This is a genomic window from Kitasatospora sp. NPDC056138, from assembly GCF_042264695.1.
GTDB lineage: Bacteria > Actinomycetota > Actinomycetes > Streptomycetales > Streptomycetaceae > Kitasatospora.
On sequence record NZ_JBHJVK010000075.1, the window covers coordinates 1 to 18,262 of the forward strand.

The window sequence follows — 18,262 nt, forward strand, 5'->3', positions numbered from 1 at the left end:
AGCACAGCCACAGGTGCTGTGGCTGAGCGTTCCCGTTCGGCCCGGCCGCCACCGCCGGCGTGGTGGGCCCCGGGAGGGCTGCTACGCCACGGACAGGGCGCCCCGGGCCGTCTCCGTCGACGGAATCGGCATCGCCGAGGGACGACCGGGGAAGGCCGGGACACGGCCGGGCGAGGCCGAGAGACGGCCCGGGGACAACCGGGGGAGAGAGGTCAGGACTGCGAGCGCTGGGCCTGCTCGGCGCGCTCGGCGTTCCGCTCCTTGATGCGGACCGTCTCCTTGCGGACCTCGGCCTGGGTGGCGCGCTCCCGCTCCAGCCACTCCGGGCGCTCCCGCTTGAGCTCGTCGATCTGCTCCGTGGTGAGGGCTTCCGTGACGCCGCCACGCGCGAGACCCGCGATGGAGACGCCCAGCTTCGCGGCGACCACCGGCCGGGGGTGCGGGCCGTTGCGTCGCAGTTCCTGCAGCCACTCGGGCGGATCGGCCTGGAGCGCGTTCAGCTCGCTGCGCGAGACGACACCCTCCTGGAACTCGGCGGGGGTGGCTTGAAGGTACACACCCAGCTTCTTTGCCGCGGTTGCGGGCTTCATCGTCTGGGTGCTCTGGTGCGACGTCATGGTGTCAAGGGTATCGAGTGTGTGCGCTACCTCTGACCACGACCGGTAACCTGGCCGGGTGACAGGCTCGGAAGTACCCATTTCGTTCCGGCTCGCCTATGTTCCGGGGGTGACGCCCACCAAGTGGGTGCGGATCTGGAACGAGCGGCTGCCCGAAACCCCGCTGGCCCTCATCCCGGTGTCCGCCGCCGAAGCACCCGACGTGCTGCGGGCCGGCGGCGCCGACGCGGGCTTCGTCCGGCTGCCGATCGACCGGACCGACCTCAGCGCGATCCCCCTCTACACCGAGACGACGGTGGTCGTGGTTCCCAAGGACCACGTCGTGGCGGCGGTCGACGAGGTGTCCGCCGAGGATCTGGACGACGAACTCGTGCTGCATCCGCTCGACGACACCCTCGACTGGGAGCGCCCGCCCGGACGTCCCGCGAACGAGCGTCCCGCCACCACGGCGGACGCCATCGAACTCGTGGCGGCCGGAGTCGGCGTGCTCGTCGTACCGCAGTCGCTCGCCCGCCTGCACCACCGCAGGGACCTCACGTACCGGCCGATCTCGGACACCCCCGAGTCGCGCGTCGCGCTGTCCTGGCCGGAGGACGAAACCACCGAACTGGTGGAGGAGTTCATCGGGATCGTCCGGGGCCGGACGGTCAACAGCTCGCGCGGACTCGCCCCGGCCCCGGCTCCGGCCCAGCCGGAGGCCAAGCGTCCCGAGACCGGCGGTGCACGGCGAAAGCCCGCACCCGGCAAGCAGGCCGCAACCGGCAAGCCGACCGGCAGAAGCGCACGCAGCGGTGCCGGCAGCCCCAAGGGCGGCAAGCGCGGCAAACCCCGCCGCCGGTCGTAGCCCCGGCGGCGCGCGTCCGCGGCCCCCGCGCCGCGTTTCGCCCCGCTCCGGCCTGGTGCTTCGGTTGACGGACCCCGCCAACCGAAGCACCGGGGTCACCGCCACGAGACGGCCTGGGTGCATGCCTGCCCGTGCTCCCGTCCATCGGCAGGCGGTCTCACCGACCCTTCCGCGGCCCGCTCCGCAGCCCCGTTCGCGGCCCCTTCTGCGGGACCGGAACGCGAACCTGTTCGCGCCCCGCGCTCGGCGACGGCCCGAGTCGGTGACGCCCTGCTCTTCCCAGCACACTGCGGCGAACTGCGGGTCCACAGGTGCGCAAGCCGATCGGATCCATCGGGGCCGTGGGCGGGTGCGCTGCTATTCGACCGCCGTGGTCAGGACCAGGGCCGCCTCCCGGACGTCGGGGTGGGGGTGACGGCGGAGGGCGCGGAGGTGGGTACGCCACTCCTGCGCCCAGCCGGTGCGGGAGCCCAGCGCACGACCACCTGCCTCCTGCGCCCGCCTGCGCCCGCGCCGACTGCCGACTGCTTCCGGTCGGTGCGGGCACCGTGCTCCGGATCCCCGGCAGGGCCGGGCGTGAGCCGCACCCCCGCCTCGCCGTCCCGTTGCCGGCACGGCCGGCTCACCAATCGTCAGGACGGTCTGTCGCAGGTCCGTCCCGTCGGGGCGGAGCCGGGTGAAGTCGACGCCGAAGGAAGCCTCGTACAGCTCCGAGGGCAACCGCACCTCCCGGGTGGACCGTCCGGGTACCACTCTGATGAGATGCACTCATGACCGCGACCGACCAGAACGAGAACCCGGGCCGCTTCGGCCCCAGCGCAACGGTGGAGATCGATCCTCACCGGATCGGACCGGTGCGCACCGAGTACGCGCCCGACCACGACGGCGACCCGGACCCGGGCGAGATCGTCTGGACCTGGGTGCCGTACGAGGAGAACGACGGGCGCGGCAAGGACCGGCCGGTGCTGGTGGTTGCCCGTGAGGCGGGCGGCACCCTGCTCACGGTGATGCTCTCCAGCAAGGGCCACGACGGCGACCGCGACTGGGTGCCCCTCGGCTCCGGTCCCTGGGACCGCTCGGGCCGCGACTCCTGGGTCTCCACCGAACGCATCCTGCGGGTGCATCCGCACGGCATGCGCCGCGAGGCCTGCGCCCTCGACCGGGCCGGCTTCAACCTCGTCATCGACCACCTCCGGCTGCGCTACCACTGGAGTTGAGCCACCCGCCTCCTCGGCCCCGGACAGGTGCGGGTGCTGCGCCTGCTGTTCGTGGCCGAGACCCGGGCCTGTGACGCGGTGGCGACCGGTCACGACCTCGACGAGACGTTCGTGTCCTCCCGCGGCCTGCCCCTCACTCTGCGCTGGGTCTACGTGATGCCGATCCAGGAGTACGCCCGCCACAACGGCCACGCCGACTTCCTGCGGGAACGGACCGACGGGGCAACGGGCGACCGAGTCCGCGGTCCCGACCGGGCTGTCCCTGCAGCTCCAGCAGTTCCGGCAGTTCCGTCCTCGCGTCGACCGGGCCCTTTGGCTCCGCCATGAAGGAGGGAGCCCCGAACGATGTTTGCACGCACCGAGGTTGACGAGGCATCGACCGCCGCCTCACGGCAGCGGCTCCTCCCTGCGGGGCACCCGGCCGACCGATCGGTGACCATCCGGAGCAGCCCGCATGGACGCGGCGTGGACGAAGCCCCAGGTCCGACCGGTGATCGGCCAGCGGGTACCGTTCCAGGCCGGTTGGCTCGAAACCGGTTTCGGGCCGGGGCCTGGAGGTTCTGAACGGATGAAGTCTGATGAGCGCTGGCTGATCGCGGGCCTGGGAAACCCGGGACCGTGGTTCCGCAGGACGCGGCACAACGCCGGATTCCTCGCCGTCGACCGGCTCGCCGAGCGCCATGGCGCGAAGTTCAGGCTCCACGGCGCGCGCTGCCGTGTCGCGGAGATCGACATCGACGGGCGCCGGGTGCTCCTGGCCAAGCCCCAGTGGTTCATCAACCTGTCGGGCAACCCCGTCGCCACCGTCCTGCGCAGCCACGGCATCCCCACCGAACGGCTCCTCGTGGTGCAGGACGACCTGGACTTCCCGTTCGGCACGGTCCGGCTGAAGCGCGGAGGCGGACCGGGCGGACACAACGGACCGCGCTCCGTGAACAAGGCACTGGGAACCCACGACTACATCCGCCTCCGCTTCGGAATCGGACGCCCGCCCAAAGGCCAGACCATCGGCAGCTTCGTCATGAAGGAGTTCTCGCAAGCGGAGCAGGCTGATCTGCCGGCACTGCTGGACCGCTGCGCGGACGCCGTCGAGGCACTCGTCGCCCGTGGCCTGAGCAAGGCACAGGACGCACTGCACAGCACCGACGCATGAGCCGACGTCCTGTCCTGCAACCGGCTGTCCTGCAACCGGCAGCGACTCCGCGCCCTCCCAACGATCCACGGGAGGGCGCGGAGTCGACACGTCGGCCGGCCCGGCCGACCCACCCGCCAGTAACCGGTGCCACGCGTCAGCGCGTCAGCGCGTCAACTCGTCAGAACGTCAACGCGTCAGAACGTCAGAACGTCAACACGCCCGCGCGTCAGCGCGTCTCGATGACGACCGACTCGATGACCACATCGTCCACCGGACGGTCGGTACGCGGGTTGGTCCGGGTCCCCCCGATCGTGTCGACGACCTTCTTGCCGGCCTCGCTCACCACCTGACCGAAGATGGTGTGCTTGCCGGTCAGCCAGGCGGTCGGTGCCAGCGTGATGAAGAACTGCGAACCGTTGGTGCCCGGACCGGCGTTGGCCATGGCCAGCAGGTAGGGCTTGGTGAAGGCGAGGTCGGGGTGGAACTCGTCGGCGAACTCGTACCCAGGGCCGCCGGTGCCGTCCCCCTGCGGATCACCGCCCTGGATCATGAAGCCCTCGATCACCCGGTGGAACACCGTGCCGTCGTAGAGCGGATCCGTCGACTTCTTGCCGGTCACCGGATTGACCCACTCACGCTCGCCCTTGGCGAGCTCAACGAAGTTCCTGACCGTCTTGGGCGCATGGTCCGGCAGCAGCCGGAGCTCGATGTCACCCAGGCTGGTCTTCAGTGTGGCGTAGAGCTGCTCGGCCATGGTTCACCTTCCGTCAGTCGTCGAGCGGACAAGGCACGTTACATCGCCGTAGCCCCACAGCGCACACGCGCAATCACCGAACGTCACCACGGGCTCCCGCCTGACGTCGCGGTAGGGCCGGAGATCCTGTGTTCGGCCGTGCCGGCACCGACGACGGTCGACGCCGCCCAGACGCCACGTCCACGGCCCAGCCCCAGCCCCCCAAAACCCCGCGCCCCGAACCGAGCCCCAGCCCCTCCCCGTACTCAAGGACCGCGCCTGCACGAGGGATGACGGGCCACAAGCACGTGCTGCACACGGCGGCCTGCGGTCGGAGACCGTGCCGGGGCTCGAACCTCCACCGCAGCCCTCTGCTTCCACTCGGCCACCGGACCGGCGGGGACGGAGCCGCCCGCACGCAGCCGCGCCCGGCCGGGCAAGGGAGCCGGGGAGCCCGCGCAGCACCCGCCCCCCGGCCCGTGTCGCAGTCACCCCGGCCGCCATCGCGACGCCGGACCTCCTTCGATCCCGAGCGGTCGGCGGGCCGGCGGATCGGCGCCTCAGCTGAAGTCGAGATCGCCGGTCCGGGTCCGCTTCAGCTCGAAGAAGTCGGGGAACCCGGCGAGCGCCCGGACGCCGTCGAAGATGCGGGCGGCCTCCTCGCCGCGCGGGATCGAGGTCAGCACCGGACCGAAGAACGCCACCCCGTCGACATGGATCGTGGGCGTGCCCACCTCCTCGCCGACCGGGTCCATGCCCTCGTGATGGCTCTTGCGCAGCGCGTCGTCGTAGTCGGTGCTCGTGGCCGCGTCCGCCAGTTCCAGCGGCAGGCCGGCCTCGGCCAGCGCCTCCCTGATGAGATCGTCGTCGACGGGCCGGTCCTGGTTGTGCAGGCGGGTACCGAGCGAGGTGTAGAGATCGCGCAGCACGTGCTCGCCGTGCTGCTGCGCCGCAGCGATGCACACGCGGACCGGACCCCATCCGATGTCGAACAGTCGCTGGTACCGCTCGGGCAGGCCCTCGCGGCCTTCGTTGAGCACCGACAGGCTCATCACCTTGAAGCTGAGGTTCAGGTCGCGCTGCTGCTCGACCTCCAGGATCCACCGGGAGGTGATCCACGCGAACGGGCAGATCGGATCGAAGTAGAAGTCAACAGTGTTCGTCACACCGATGAGACTACGACCCAAATGGCCCCAGCATCAGGGCCATTGACCGAGTGGAATATTGGGCCACTTCACACGGGCGGGCTTCGGCACCCACCGGGTCCGGCCGGCCGTGCACAGGCGCGCGTGCGCATCGCCCGACCGGCCGTCAGGGAACGCCTGTTGGAGCTGCGGAGCCCGGTCCGCTCTCGACGTCGGCGTAGTCGATGAATCCCGCGTACCCGTGCTCGCCCGGGACCAGGCCGGTCGCCTCCCGGAGCTCCCGCAACGCCGCCTGGTACGGGGCCTCCCCAGGTCCGGTCCCGCCTCCGGGCAGTTCCCACGGCAGTCCCGACGGTGTACCGGTCGCGCGTCGGACCAGCAGGACCCGGCCGATCCGGTCGAGCGCCAGCGCGCCGGCCGACCGCTTCCACGTGTCACGCGAAAGCCCCCGGGACGGCTGTCCTGGAGGCTTCGCAGGCCGACTCGGTGAGCGGCTGGCACCGACCGGCGGCTCGGGCGGACCGGCCACATGACAGTCCGGCGTCGGCGCCCCCGGGTCCGGGGTACGAATCCGGTCGAGGCGTGGGTGGAGTGGCCAGCGTGGGGTCAGAACCAGTGCAGGCAGTGCGGGGGGCGCTCGGCGTGGAAGAGGATGTCGGCGCGGGTGGCCGCGTCCGGGCGGTGGGCGCGGATGTGTCCGGCACGTACGAGGGTGCTCGGGGTGGTGCCGCCGAGGTAGATCGAGCCGAGGTCGCGCACGTCCAGGGAGAGGTCGGGGTCACGCTCGGTGGGGACGCAGTCGGCCTTGCCGTCCCGGACGGTCAGCAGGTACCGGTGGTGCTCGCCGAGGAACGGGTCGTCGACGTCGAGGACGAGTTCGCCGTCGGTGAACCAGCCGCGCGCGGTCAGTGCCTGCGGTACGTCGAGCAGCCGCACCCAGAGCCAGTCGGAGTCGCTGCTCACCTGGGCCGCACGGAAATCCGCCAGCTGCCAGCGCAGCGGGTGCCCGGGCGGGAAGTGCTTGAACGCAACTTGAGTGACGAGGTCGTGGCCGAGCAGGAACCGGATCAGGGCAGTGGAGACGGTGTCGTCGACGGCGATGGTCTCGTCGACCGTCAATGTGCCGTCGTCAAGTGAGTAGCTGGCGTAGCCGTCCGGGACACCGTCGGCGTCGCGGTGGACGGCGATGTAGCGCGGTGCCCGGGCGATCGGGGGTTGCCCTGCACCGAGGGCCCACCAGCGGGGCGGTCGGGACAGTGCGCCGGGCTGTGCGCGGCGGTACCGGTCGTAGACCTCTTCGAGGATCTCGCTGGATTCGGCGCGCCGCATCACCTCGACCGAGCCGTTGTCCGAGTCAGTACCCGAATCGGCGGCCCGGACGTCTGCCGGTCCGTGCGCCCGCCGGGCGGCGAGGGCGGCTTGGTGGCGTGCCACGGTCAGCCGTCCCGTGTAGGTCGCAGGTCCGTAGCCGAACCTGCCGTAGATCGGGGCCTCGGTGGCAAGCAGGACGGATATGAACTCCCCGCGTGCCCGAAGCTCGGTGAGCTGGTGTCGCATCATCGCGGTGAGGACGCCCTGGCGTCGGTGCGAGGGCAGGACGCCGACGGCGCTGATGCCGGCGGCCGGGGCGAGGATCTCGCCGGGCAGGGTGAGTTCGAAGGAGTATGCAGCGGCGGTCCCGACCGGCCGCCCGTCCGCCGTCACGGCGAGCAGGCCGCGGTCCATCTCGAACGCCGACCACCAGAGGCCACCGCCATCCTCGTTCGGGGTTTCCGGGTAGAGCCCGAACGCGGAATGGAGTGTGTTGACGAAGACGTCGAGGTCCTGGTCGGTCGTGGGACGGATTTCCATTGTTGCTGCTGCCTCCCCTGGGATTCGGGCACCACGGCTGGTGGTGTCCGGCCCACAGTGCAGCGTTGACCCGTGGCCGGGTCAAGCGAATTACGGCTGGTAGGGGGTGTTGGTGGGTCTGCGCAGTCGCCACCGGCCGGCAGACCCGGGCGAACAGGGCTCGCAACGGCTCCGGGCCCAGCCGCAGCCGCGCCCGGCCGATCGCGGCCGTCGTCGGGACCCGTCAGGAGTCCTGCCAGCGGCGCTCTCTCCAGCCCGTGCGTGAGCAGGCGCGCGACCTCTTCGTAGCCCTGGCCCGAGAACAGGCGCATGGCGAGGACGAAGTACACGACCCCCCTGGCCGGCAGAAGCCGGTGACGCTGCTCGACCCGGCCGCACTCCGCCACCACCTCATCCACCAGCTCCGGCGGAAACGCACGAGTCAACACCCCGACGCGATCCGGTCCGAGAACCGCTCACCAACCGACGACTTCACCTGACCAGGCCTTGGCACGACCCGTCCAACGACCAAAGTCCACCAAAGTCAGCGGTATTGGGGCTGGATGATCGATTCCAAGGGGTTCAAAGGGGTTCAGCAGTCATCTGCGGGCAGGAAGGCAAGCGCCTGGTGGAGGTTGTACTCGGCGATCCCCATCATGGCGTCGCGGTCCGGGAAGTCGCCGTCGAGGAGCCGAAGCGGTCCGGCGACGAGCGAGAGGCGCATCGCCAACGTGTAGAAGTCCAGGCGCTGCTGGTCGAGGCCGCCACTGTTCAGCCACCGGTAGTGCTCGCCGAAACGGATGCGCAGGAACGCGTGCTCCCACTCGACGTCGAAGAACATCAGGCCCTCGATGTCGATGAGGACCGGATCCCCGTGTTGGTCCACCAGAACGTGGTCCGGCCCGAGTTCCCCGTGGATGAGCCCGTACTCCGTGCGCGGGCGCACTGCGGCAGCCAGTCGGCGAACCACGTCTTCCAAGCGGTCGCCGGCACGTGCCATTCTCGCGTCACGCGAGGAGGCTTCGGCGAGGTCTTCGAGTGCGCGGTCGAGAACGACCTGCTCACACGAGCGGCCCCGGGAGATGCCGCCGTTGTCGATCAGGGCGACCTTGCCGAAGTCCGGCCCCGTGTGCCGCCGCATCACGCCGAGTGCCTCGGCAAGCCGTGCCAGGGCCGGTTCCGCGCTGTGCGGGTCCTGGTGGAGCAGGGTCTCCAGGTTCTCGCCGGGCACGTCCTCGACCACGGCGATGTCCGCCGGGTAGTGGCTCCTGCTCCGGTCAGCCAGATGGATCCGGGGCGTGCGGATCCCGAGGGCGTCCAGGTGCCTGTTGGCGGCCTCGAACAGATCGATGCCGGAGGCGGGCGAGAACGGGTCCGTATGGTCCTCGGCGCCCTGCACGCTGGGCCAGTAGTTCTCGGCGTCGTCCCAGATGTAGACGATCACGGTGGAGTCATCGTCGAAGGTGAGGCGGTATACGCCCTTCTTGCTGCCGCCTCGGAGCCGTGACACCCCGACGAGGTGACGTTCGGCTCCCAGAGCCGCACGCGCCACTCCTGCCAGATGATCACGTGTGACAACCTTGCGTGCCACGTCCACAACCTGCCTCCCCCACGTGTCGACTGCGCAGCCTCTCAGCCCGAGGAAGGCGAGGAACTGCCCCTCTGGCGCACCACCGCAAGTCGATCGATTTCAAGCGGTGCCTGTGCGCGCAGGAGGAGGGAGTCCAACGTCGATGTGCGAAACCCGACTTGGACTCCCTCGTCACCGCACTCTACGTCAAGTCCGATGACGACAGCCCGAAGCACGGCGGCAGATGGCGCCACGCGCACCCGGCTGTCAGCACGTGGACGATCGCGGCGAACACCGCCTCGTCGTCCAGGTTCGCCGTCCCGCCGCCCTGCGGCCGCACCCGAGCCGTCGGCAGCAACGGCTCCACCAAATCCCACAAGCCATCAGGAACGAGCCAACCCCACTCACCGCTCCCCGTGCCCGATCCAACGATCCGACCACCGCATGGGACACGCTGTTGTCGTCAGATCGGCACCAGAAAGCCGACAGGTTCGCTCAGCCGACCCCGGCGCTCACACCGGTGTCCGACTCCCTACCGGACAGATCCGACCGACCGACCCACGGTCGCCACCTGCGCAGTGCTGCGGCCAGCAGAACGAACCACAGGCCCACCAGGACGAGGTGCAGCCGTTGCGGCACCCCCTGCCAGCCGGGGTGGCCGAGCAGTGGGCCGACCGTGGCCACGGCGCTCACCAGGGCACACGGCAGCAGTCTCGGCCCCCAGCGGCCGACCAGTTGGAGGCCCTGCCGCCCGGTGCGACCCGCCACGCTGAGCAGCGTCATCGAGGCGAAGAGGGCGAAGTGGACCAGCGCGCTGGTCACGGTGTGCCAGGGGTGCACGGCCTGGCAGCCGTGGGACACCGAGGGGGCGCAACTCATCGGGAGAGCGACGTCGGCTGCGGAGAAGACGCCGAAGGCGGCCAGGAAGCCCCAGCCGGTCCGGGCCCAGTGGCTGCCCGTCCGGTCGTGCGCGAGCAGCCCGGCGGCCGTCACCAGGACGGCGCAGGTGATCTCGACCGTGCTGAACAGCACCCGGAAGGGCTGGTCGGCCGCGTAGAGCTCGCTGACGTAGGAGTGGCGTGGGTCCAGCCCTGTGGGCAGGGCGAACTCCAGGAGCCAGTCGTTGTAGAGCACCGCCGCCAGGAGCAGCAGCCCGGCCGCCCACCGGCCGCGCCGGTAGCGCCGGTCTGCTGGAAACCGGCACGGGCCGCCGTCCCCCGGGGCCGGCATCACAGACCAGCGCATCACAGACCAGCGTTCCAGAGACCACCGCATCGCAGGCAGCGGTCCGGACAAGGGACCGGGCGAGGCACCGGGCAGGGGCATGCCGCAACCCGCAGCGCCGACCGCACCGCCGGCCCGCGCCTGGCGAGCGCCGGCACGGCAGCCGCACCGGGCCCTCGGTGGACCGACAGGTTGCGGACCGGAGTGGGTTTTGCACGAGGCACCTGGTGTGGGCCCGGCAACACGGCAGGTGTCGTCACATCCGGTCAACGAGCCGGGATCGCCGAGGACACGCACCGAATCGGATCACCACCTGCCGGCCCGCACCGATTCGGATCATCACCTGCCGGCCCGCACCGGTTCGGGCCCAACTCGGCCCGGCCCGGCTCCGTCCGCACCGGTCGTGGTGCCACGGCGCACCGCCCTTCCGACACTGGGCTGCCGGGAGCGCCGCCGTCACCCGGCCCGTACCGTCCCGGCGACGGCGGTTCCCACACCTCCTCAGGAACCGTTCCCCCGAGGTGAGTGCACGTGCGGGCCGCCGGAACCGAACGCCTCGGGAGGGACACATGAGCCGGGAGACTCCCCGAGGTGCGGCCCCGAACACCGGCAGTCGCGCCCGCGACCACCTGGCCAACGAGCGTACCTACCTGGCGTGGCTGCGGACCGGTATCAGCATGGCGGCACTGGGCGTTGCGGTGGCGAAGTTCTCCCCGGACCGGGGCCTCCACGCCCTGGTCTCCGGGGCGATCCTGATCTGCGCCGGCCTGCTGGTCAGTGCGTACGGCACGGCCAGGTACCGCTCCGTCGGACGGCAACTGGACGGCGGCGTCTACGCCCCGGCACGGTTCGGCACGGTCACGGCCACCACACTGATCAGTCTCCTCGCGCTGATCGCCGTCGCGATCCTGGCTTGAATCGCCTCGTCCCTTCCCGCGCGTGCTCCGAAAATCGCGTGCACCGAAAATGAGGTGCGCTCAAGAGCCGGCCGCGAGAGAGTTGCGGACCGATGGAGCAGTCCCCCCTCAACGCCGATCGGCCGAGTACTGGAGCGTCCGGTGACGACACCGCCCCGCCTGGTCCCGCTACTTCAGCAGTTCGACTTCGCGCGCAAGCGCCTCACCGACCGCCTCACCGGCCCCGTCATGGACAGTGGCAACGGGACGGACGTCGAGGTCGGGCCCATGACCGACCAGGAGTACCGCTGGGAGCCGGTGCCCGGCTGCTGGTCGGTCCGGCAGCGATCGAAGGGGCCGGGCCCGCGCGCCACCCTCCTGACCGGCGCGGGCGACTGGGGCCGTGACGCCACAGCCGCCCCGCACCCCTCGCCCCCGCCCTTCACCTCGATCGCGTGGCGCCTGACCCACCTCAGCGAAATGCTGACCCTGCGCGCCGACCACACGGTAGGCAGCCACACGCTGACCCGTGACGACTACCGGATCAGCGGGGACGCCGCCGGCGCCGTCGCAGCCTTCGACGCCGGCGCCGAGGCGTGGCGGGAGGCACTGCTCGGCGCCGACGACACCGCGCTCGACACCGTCGGACACAGCACCTACCCGCACGGCAGCGATCCGGACGACCTGTTCGTCGAAACCGTCTGGTGGGTCAATCAGGAACTGCTGCACCACGGAGCCGAGATCGCCCTGCTGCGCGACCTGTACCGCGCGCAGCCGCACTGAGCCACCGACAGCCGAGGCCGGGCGCACTTTCCCAGGTCACGCGCACCGTGACAGGATCCGGCAGTGACAATTCCCCGCAGACGCTCCGCCCACCCCGGGGTGCTCTTCCCGGCGTACGCCGTCCTGCTGATCTCCCTCGCCGTCTGGGCGACCCTCCAGCCGTGGGCCGACCCCCTCGACAGCTCGCAGGCGCTCCCCACGGTGGCCCTGACGGTCGCCGCCCCCGCCGCCGTCATCCCGCTGGTCGCCACCGGCGTCGGCAGCGTACTGGGCGACGGGTCCTTCAACGCCCTGGTCGTTCTCGTCGCGCTCGTGGAGGCTGCCGCCCTTCGCCGGGCGGTCACCGGTTCGTGGCGCTGACGCCTGCCGCCCCGGCCTCCGTAGCCGGCCCTCCCGGTCGCTCCTCCTGATCACGGCCGTGACGCCCGGCACCGGCCGTCGCCCGAACCGCCGTACCAGGCCCGTGAGAGCATGGCCCGGTGCGCAGACTGAGTGTGCTGGGAACATGCGGGGCCTGGCCGGAGGCCGGGCGCGGCGCCAGCGGTTTCCTCCTGGAGTACGACGGGTTCCGGCTGGTCCTGGACCTGGGTTACGCGACGCTCCCCCGGTTGCTGGAGCACTGCGCCGGCCAGGACCTCGACGCCGTCGTCATCACCCACGAACATCCCGACCACTGTGCCGATCTCAGTGCGCTGTGCCGCGCCCTCCACTTCGGGGCGGACCGCGGCGGCCTCCTGCCGCTGTACTGCACCCCGGGAGTGGTCGGCCGGGTCCAGGCGATGGAGCCGACCGAGGATCTGCACGGGGTGTTCGACGTGCACCCGCTGCCTGGAAGCTACCGGATCGGCCCCTTCCGGCTCGACAGTCTCCTGCTGCCCCATCACGTCCCGCACGCCGGTCTACGGTTGACCGCCCCCGGGCTGACCCTGGCCTACAGCGGCGACGCCGGCCCGGACCCGGCGCTCGCCCGGCTGGCCGCGGGAGCCGATCTGTTCATCGCCGGAGCAACCCTCCAGGGCACCGGCACCCCACCTGACGGCACCGACCCTTACCTGCTGAGCTCCGCGGACGCCGGGGCCTGGGCAGACCGCGCCGGGGCGCGGCACCTGCTGCTCACGCACTTCTGGCCCGGCAGCGATCGGGAGCGCTCGATCGCCGAGGCGCGCGGCACCTTCACCGGCGAGGTCACCGCCGCGGACGAAGGGCTGACCCTCCCCCTGTGACCGAAGGCGCTTCCGGCCCGCACGGCCCGGGATGTCCGCACGGTCCGGGCTGTCCGCGACCGGGTCCGTCCGGGTCCGTCGTGTCCTGCCAAGCCATCAGATCCACCGGCCGCACCGGCCACAGAACGGTTCACCAGGTGCCGGCCGACCACTTCGGGGCGCAGCAGCGGGACGGCCTCACCGCCGCTGCGCCCCGGCGGGGCCAGACGACCTTCTGGTCGGATGAGCCTTCGGTCAGGCGAGGCTCCGGTCAGGCCAGCTTCCGGTCGTTCCCCACGTGCCTCGCCTTCGGCACCCCGGCGAACGCCTGGGCACCGCCCACCGGCGTCCGGCGCACCAGCGGCTCCAGTTCCTCGACGCGGGCCTGCGCCTCGGTGACCGGCTCCACATCAGTCCAGTAGAAGTCGAGCATCGTCCGCAGTGGTACCCGTTCGTTCGCAGGTCCGACCGGGACAGTGAGCCGGTCCAGCAGACGCCAGAGCTCGTAGTCGCACTGCTCCGCCATGGTTCCGCTGCGCGCGTGCGCCGCCTGGTGCTTCTGCACCGCGATCGACAGGACCCGCAGCGACTCCCTGGCGTGGTTGGTCAACGCCATGCTGTTCGCCCGGTTGACGTCCTTCTGGATCTTGCCTGCGTCCGCGAGGCGCCCCTGTAGCGCCTTGTGCAGGCTCACCAGTCGACCGCGGTCGCGCTCGTACTCCGTCTTCGTCTCGAACCAGTCCGCCTTGCCCGCGGCGCCACGGCTGTAGCAGTCCTGCTGGAACTCCTCGCGCTCCTGCCGCTTGCGGCTCATCGTCGCGTTCAACTGCTTGTAGACCGTGGTGAGCATGGTCCGGGTCCGCTCGATCAACTCCGGGCTGTGCAGCAGTTCCCACACCTTCGGGTCGCCGACGGTGTAGTGCACGTGCCGCGTGATCAGACGGCGGAACCCTGCGTCGTCCAGGGTTGCGATCTCGTCCAAGTCCATCAACTGGCCTCCAAGCCGGTGGTGGGTGTTTGTCCGATGATGCGTCAGGACGTTGATGTTCGAGAGCGATTCGCGGAACAGGTAGGGGTGGGAAGGCGCACACTGCCCACCGGGCGCGCCCCCGTCCGCACCGCGAGCCGCCCGTCAGCTCCCCCGCGGGCGGGTCGCCGACGGACCACGGACCGCCTCCGTGATCACCTCAACGACCGTGCCGAACAGGCCGGTTCGATCCGTGCGGACGGTCGGGCCGCCCGCGCGGGCGGCCGGTGCTCAGTAGGGGCGGGCCCGCGAACGCAGGGACTCCGCGAGGTGTGCCGCCTGGGCCTCGGGAAAGGTGACATGGTCCGGGTCACCGGCGGAGGTGTAGCGGCCGGCGGGGTTCTTCGCCAGCCTGTCGAGCCATACGGTGGACCCGAACTCGGCCTCCGAACCGGTGGCCGCCTCGGAGCGGATGCGGGGGATCGCAGTCGGGTCGAAGGAGGCGTCGAACGGCGAAGGGGCGGGGTTGGACCCCACCAGGTAGACCCCGCGGTGCTGGTAGGCCACTCCGTTCACGCTGCCGTGCACGGCGAGTGAGCCCGGTTTGGGCATCACCCCGTAGGGCAGGGCCAGGGACTGCACGGGCGTACCCGGGACCGCCTTGGTGATCTCCGCCTGCTCGCTCGCGATCGCCTCCTGCACGCCGGCCGCGTCGAGGGTGGCCAGATTGGAGTGGTGGAGCGTGTGGTTTCCGACCTCGAAGCCGTGTTTCACCAGCCAGCCGAGGGCCTTGTCGGAGCCGCTGGTGGAGAACGGCGAGCTGTTGACGAAGAAGGTGGCCCTGGCGGGGAACGACGGGTGGGCCTTCGACACGTCCAGCAGGATCCCCAGTGCGCTGTCCGGCGTGGGATCGCCCTTCGGGTCCAGGTGGACCTGGCTGTTGGTGGAGTCGTCGAAGGTCAGCACGACGGCGTGGGCACCCGCCGGGATGTCGATCCGGCCGCTGGTGAGCTGCGCTGCGGTGATGGGTACGTAGTTCTCGCGGGCGAGGCGCTCCAGCTCGGCGCGGAAGTCCGCCGGGGTGCGGTCGTACACGCTCGCGGGGTGGTCGCTGAGTTGGTGGTACATCAGGACCGGAATGCTGCCGAGCTCGTTGGCCTGGACGGACGCGGGTGCCGGCGGCGCGGGCGACACGGGCGGCGCGCTGCCGGCCGCCGCCGGTGCGGCGGGTACGGGCGCGGAACTGCCGGGGGTCCGCTCGGAGCACGCGGTCGCGGCCAGGAGGAGCACCGTGGCGGACAGCAGCGCGGCGGAACGACGCATGGGACCTCCAGGACGTGATGGCTGCCCTCAGCGTCACCGCGACGGGGCTGGACGCGCACCCCGGCGGTCCGAACGGCCCAGCGTTCCGAACAGCCCGGCGGTCCGAACAGCCCAGCGGTCCGAACAGCCCGGCGGTCCGAACAGCCCAGCGTTCCGCCGATCGGGGCACGGCGGGCCGCGCGGGCGCGGATGGCACGCGGCCGACGGACCGGGGGCCGCCCAGGCCGGGTGAAATCCCGTCAATCAGCACGAGTCCGCGTTGCGGAGTCAAACACCTTGAGAGACATATAGGGACATATTCGGAGGAATCCCTCCATCAGATGACAGGCGGTACACCCATGTGCCCTTCGTTCGCCAGCGGGACCGTACCGAGGAGCCGCTTCCTCCGGCGGATCCGCAGGTTCCAGCCACGGGGGAAGCCCCCCGTCCTCCGGTCCCGAAAGAGCCGGCTGGCGCTGACCGCAGGCATAGCCGTGGCCTGCGCGGCCTTGGGCGCATTCGCGCTGGGCACCCCCTCCACCGACATCCACCTGCAAGGAATCCGCGACGACGAGTGGCTGAACGCGGCCACCGCCAGGTCGCTCGACCTGGTCGTCACCGCCGACGACGACTCCGCCCTGGACACCCTCCAGGCCACGCTCGACGGCAAACCCGTCCCCGCGCACCGCACGGGCCGTGAGCTCCACGTGCAGCCGACCGCCCTGACCGACGGCGAACACCACCTCTCCCTTCGGACCCAGGGCCCGCTGCCGTTCACCACCACGACCGTCTCCCGGACCTTCACCGTCGCCACCACCTCGCCCGCCCTCCAGCTGGACAAGGTCACGACCACCCGGCCCCACACGCCGGTCACCGTCCACGGCACCGCGAAGGACGCCACCCGGGTCGAGGTCGACGGCCGCACGGCCAAGGTGGGCTCCGACGGCACGTTCTCGGTGACCGTCGCCGATCCGCCGTCCCTGATCAAGGTCACCGCCGCCGACCGTGCCGGCAACACCACCACCGGCGAAGTCCGCGCCGCGCGGGTCCACCCGCTGCTCCGCGCGGCCCACCTCACCGCCATCGGGTGGACGTCGGACCCGCTGCGCAACGGCATCCTCGACCTGATCCGGCAGAAGAAGCTCAACGCGGTGGAACTGGACATCAAGGACGAGAACGGGGAGATCGGCTACGCCTCCCAGGTGCCACTGGCCAAGGAGATCGGCGCCGTCAAGGGCTACTACGACGCCCGCGCGGTCATCGACCAGTTGCACAAGGCCGGGGCCCAGGTGGTCGGACGCATCGTCGCCTTCCGCGACCCGATCCTCGCCACCGCCTCCTGGCAGGGCGGCCACCCCGAGCGCGTGATCCAGACCCCCGGCGGCGACGCCTACGACGGCGGCAACTACGGCCAGCTCTCCTTCACCAACTTCGCCGACCAAGCCGTCCGCGGCTACAACCAGGACCTCGCCGCCGAGGCGGCCGGGCTGGGATTCGACGACATCCTGTACGACTACGTGCGCCGCCCCGACGGACCCCTGTCGACCATGGCGTTTCCCTCCCTGGGCAGCACGACCCCGGAACAGAGCATCGCGGACTTCGTGGCCGAGACCCGGAGCAGGATCAGTGACAGGGGAACCTTCCTGGGCGTGTCCGTCTTCGGAATAGCGGCCACCCGCCCGAACGAGATCGCCCAGGACATCGGCGCCCTGGCCAAGCAGGCGGACTACATAGCCCCCATGGTCTACCCGTCGCACTGGGGACCGGGCGAGTACAACGTGTCCGATCCCAACTCCCACCCGTACGAGATCGTCCAGCGTTCCCTGGCCGACTTCGCCCGCAAGACCGACGGCACCCAGGCCCAGGTGATCCCGTGGCTGCAGGACTTCTCCCTCGGCGTCCACTACGGGCCCAAGGAGGTCACGGACCAGATCGAGGCCGCAGCCCACGACAGCATGCCGTCGTTCCTGCTGTGGAACGCGGGCGCCCGCTACCAGGGCGAGGCGCTCTCCCTGATCCCCTGACCGACCGCCCCGGAGCTCCAGCTCTCCAGCCCTCCAGCCCTCCAGCCCCGGCAACTCCCCCGTGACGCGACGGATCCGGCGGCCGCTCCGGAAAGTCCTCGGAAGAATCTCGGGGGAGCTGTCGAGACTGCCGTCCGCCGTTCGACGCAAGGGTGAGAGGCGGGGAAGACCCCCGCTCTCCCGATCAAGGAGTCGAATCACCATGCCGCGTTTCCTGACGATGATCCGCATCGACGAGCAGCACACTCCTGCCCAGGCCCCCAACCCCGAGTTCGAGCAGCGCATGGGCGCCCTGTTCGAGGAGATCACCAAGGCCGGGGTCATGCTGGACACCGCCGGCCTCACCCCGAGCTCCGACGGAACCCGGGTGACCTGGTCCGGCGGCAGGCTGAGCTACACCGACGGCCCGTTCACCGAGGGCAAGGAGGTCGTCGGCGGCTACGCCATCCTTCAGGCGAAGGACAAGGCCGAGGCCCTGGAGTGGACCAAGCGCTTCCTGGAGGTCCACGACGAGCACATGACCGTCACCGCCGAACTCCGCCAGATCGCCGAGGGCTGATCCCACCGGGTGCTCCTCCCGCCCGCAGCCATCCCGGGTGGTGGCTGCGGGCGGCGACCGTGGGCCGGGCGGACCGGGCGGACCGGGCACCTGGCCCGGGGCGAGGCCCTGCGGCTGCTCTGGCGCTGTGGCGCTGTGGCCCGTCCAGACATGGCAGGTTCGGGGCCCGGTGGCCCTCTCCACCGCCGCCCGGCCGATCAGGCCCCGCCGGTCC

19 protein-coding genes and 2 pseudogenes are annotated in these 18,262 nt (G+C 70.9%); 10 read left to right on the forward strand and 11 right to left on the reverse strand.

Going from position 1 to position 18,262, the window contains the following annotated elements:
• Positions 1-212 precede the first annotated feature (212 nt).
• Positions 213-617, reverse strand: a complete 405-nt coding sequence (locus ACFC1R_RS32210; RefSeq protein WP_375944712.1) for a DUF5997 family protein — start codon at positions 615-617, stop codon at positions 213-215.
• 58 nt (positions 618-675) lie between these two features.
• Here ACFC1R_RS32210 and ACFC1R_RS32215 point away from each other — a divergent pair, with 58 nt between their 5' ends.
• From ACFC1R_RS32215 to pth, 4 genes are all read left to right on the forward strand, one after another.
• Positions 676-1,461, forward strand: a complete 786-nt coding sequence (locus tag ACFC1R_RS32215) for a LysR substrate-binding domain-containing protein (protein WP_375944714.1) — start codon at positions 676-678, stop codon at positions 1,459-1,461.
• A gap of 770 nt (positions 1,462-2,231) precedes the next feature.
• Positions 2,232-2,678: a type II toxin-antitoxin system PemK/MazF family toxin gene (locus tag ACFC1R_RS32220; protein WP_375944716.1), complete on the forward strand. Its 447-nt coding sequence runs from the start codon at positions 2,232-2,234 to the stop codon at positions 2,676-2,678.
• A 51-nt stretch (positions 2,679-2,729) separates the two neighbouring features.
• Complete coding sequence (locus ACFC1R_RS32225) at positions 2,730-3,005, forward strand: DUF664 domain-containing protein (RefSeq protein WP_375944786.1); 276 nt, start codon at positions 2,730-2,732, stop codon at positions 3,003-3,005.
• Positions 3,006-3,246: 241 nt separating this feature from the next.
• Entirely contained in the window at positions 3,247-3,831 is a 585-nt protein-coding gene (pth, locus tag ACFC1R_RS32230; RefSeq protein WP_375944718.1) for an aminoacyl-tRNA hydrolase, read from the forward strand.
• A 208-nt stretch (positions 3,832-4,039) separates the two neighbouring features.
• On the opposite strand, the gene ACFC1R_RS32235 is transcribed toward pth, so the two are convergent.
• The 8 genes and pseudogenes from ACFC1R_RS32235 to ACFC1R_RS32270 form a co-directional block, all read right to left on the reverse strand.
• Positions 4,040-4,567, reverse strand: coding sequence for a peptidylprolyl isomerase (locus ACFC1R_RS32235; protein WP_375944720.1), 528 nt, complete (start codon positions 4,565-4,567; stop codon positions 4,040-4,042).
• Between the two features lie 539 nt (positions 4,568-5,106).
• On the reverse strand, positions 5,107-5,712 hold the full coding sequence (locus ACFC1R_RS32240) for a disulfide bond formation protein DsbA (RefSeq protein WP_375944722.1): 606 nt from the start codon (positions 5,710-5,712) through the stop codon (positions 5,107-5,109).
• A gap of 145 nt (positions 5,713-5,857) precedes the next feature.
• Entirely contained in the window at positions 5,858-6,220 is a 363-nt protein-coding gene (locus tag ACFC1R_RS32245; RefSeq protein ID WP_375944724.1) for an NUDIX hydrolase, read from the reverse strand.
• Between the two features lie 77 nt (positions 6,221-6,297).
• Complete coding sequence (locus ACFC1R_RS32250; protein WP_375944726.1) at positions 6,298-7,542, reverse strand: GNAT family N-acetyltransferase; 1,245 nt, start codon at positions 7,540-7,542, stop codon at positions 6,298-6,300.
• 302 nt (positions 7,543-7,844) lie between these two features.
• Positions 7,845-7,970, reverse strand: a pseudogene (locus ACFC1R_RS32255) (transposase domain-containing protein); the annotation flags it as partial.
• 143 nt (positions 7,971-8,113) lie between these two features.
• Positions 8,114-9,118, reverse strand: a complete 1,005-nt coding sequence (locus ACFC1R_RS32260; protein ID WP_375944728.1) for a phosphotransferase family protein — start codon at positions 9,116-9,118, stop codon at positions 8,114-8,116.
• Between the two features lie 187 nt (positions 9,119-9,305).
• A pseudogene (locus ACFC1R_RS32265) lies at positions 9,306-9,524 on the reverse strand (transposase); the annotation flags it as partial.
• 62 nt (positions 9,525-9,586) lie between these two features.
• Positions 9,587-10,336, reverse strand: a complete 750-nt coding sequence (locus ACFC1R_RS32270) for a DUF998 domain-containing protein (RefSeq protein WP_375944730.1) — start codon at positions 10,334-10,336, stop codon at positions 9,587-9,589.
• 548 nt (positions 10,337-10,884) lie between these two features.
• On the opposite strand from ACFC1R_RS32270, the gene ACFC1R_RS32275 reads away from it, so the two are divergent.
• The 4 genes from ACFC1R_RS32275 (at position 10,885) to ACFC1R_RS32290 (ending at position 13,217) form a co-directional block, all read left to right on the forward strand.
• Positions 10,885-11,232, forward strand: a complete 348-nt coding sequence (locus tag ACFC1R_RS32275) for a YidH family protein (RefSeq protein ID WP_375944732.1) — start codon at positions 10,885-10,887, stop codon at positions 11,230-11,232.
• Between the two features lie 141 nt (positions 11,233-11,373).
• Positions 11,374-11,994, forward strand: coding sequence for a DinB family protein (locus ACFC1R_RS32280; protein ID WP_375944734.1), 621 nt, complete (start codon positions 11,374-11,376; stop codon positions 11,992-11,994).
• Between the two features lie 63 nt (positions 11,995-12,057).
• Entirely contained in the window at positions 12,058-12,354 is a 297-nt protein-coding gene (locus ACFC1R_RS32285; protein ID WP_375944736.1) for a hypothetical protein, read from the forward strand.
• 119 nt (positions 12,355-12,473) lie between these two features.
• Entirely contained in the window at positions 12,474-13,217 is a 744-nt protein-coding gene (locus ACFC1R_RS32290) for an MBL fold metallo-hydrolase (RefSeq protein ID WP_375944738.1), read from the forward strand.
• Between the two features lie 250 nt (positions 13,218-13,467).
• On the opposite strand, the gene ACFC1R_RS32295 is transcribed toward ACFC1R_RS32290, so the two are convergent.
• On the reverse strand, positions 13,468-14,184 hold the full coding sequence (locus ACFC1R_RS32295) for a hypothetical protein (RefSeq protein WP_375944740.1): 717 nt from the start codon (positions 14,182-14,184) through the stop codon (positions 13,468-13,470).
• A gap of 270 nt (positions 14,185-14,454) precedes the next feature.
• On the reverse strand, positions 14,455-15,486 hold the full coding sequence (locus ACFC1R_RS32300; protein WP_375944742.1) for a polysaccharide deacetylase family protein: 1,032 nt from the start codon (positions 15,484-15,486) through the stop codon (positions 14,455-14,457).
• A 488-nt stretch (positions 15,487-15,974) separates the two neighbouring features.
• Between ACFC1R_RS32300 and ACFC1R_RS32305 the strand changes: the two genes are divergently transcribed.
• Positions 15,975-17,489 (forward strand): putative glycoside hydrolase, encoded by a 1,515-nt coding sequence (locus tag ACFC1R_RS32305; protein ID WP_375944744.1) that lies wholly within the window; start codon positions 15,975-15,977, stop codon positions 17,487-17,489.
• A gap of 202 nt (positions 17,490-17,691) precedes the next feature.
• On the forward strand, positions 17,692-18,048 hold the full coding sequence (locus ACFC1R_RS32310) for a YciI family protein (RefSeq protein WP_375944746.1): 357 nt from the start codon (positions 17,692-17,694) through the stop codon (positions 18,046-18,048).
• The last annotated feature ends 214 nt before the right edge of the window (positions 18,049-18,262 follow it).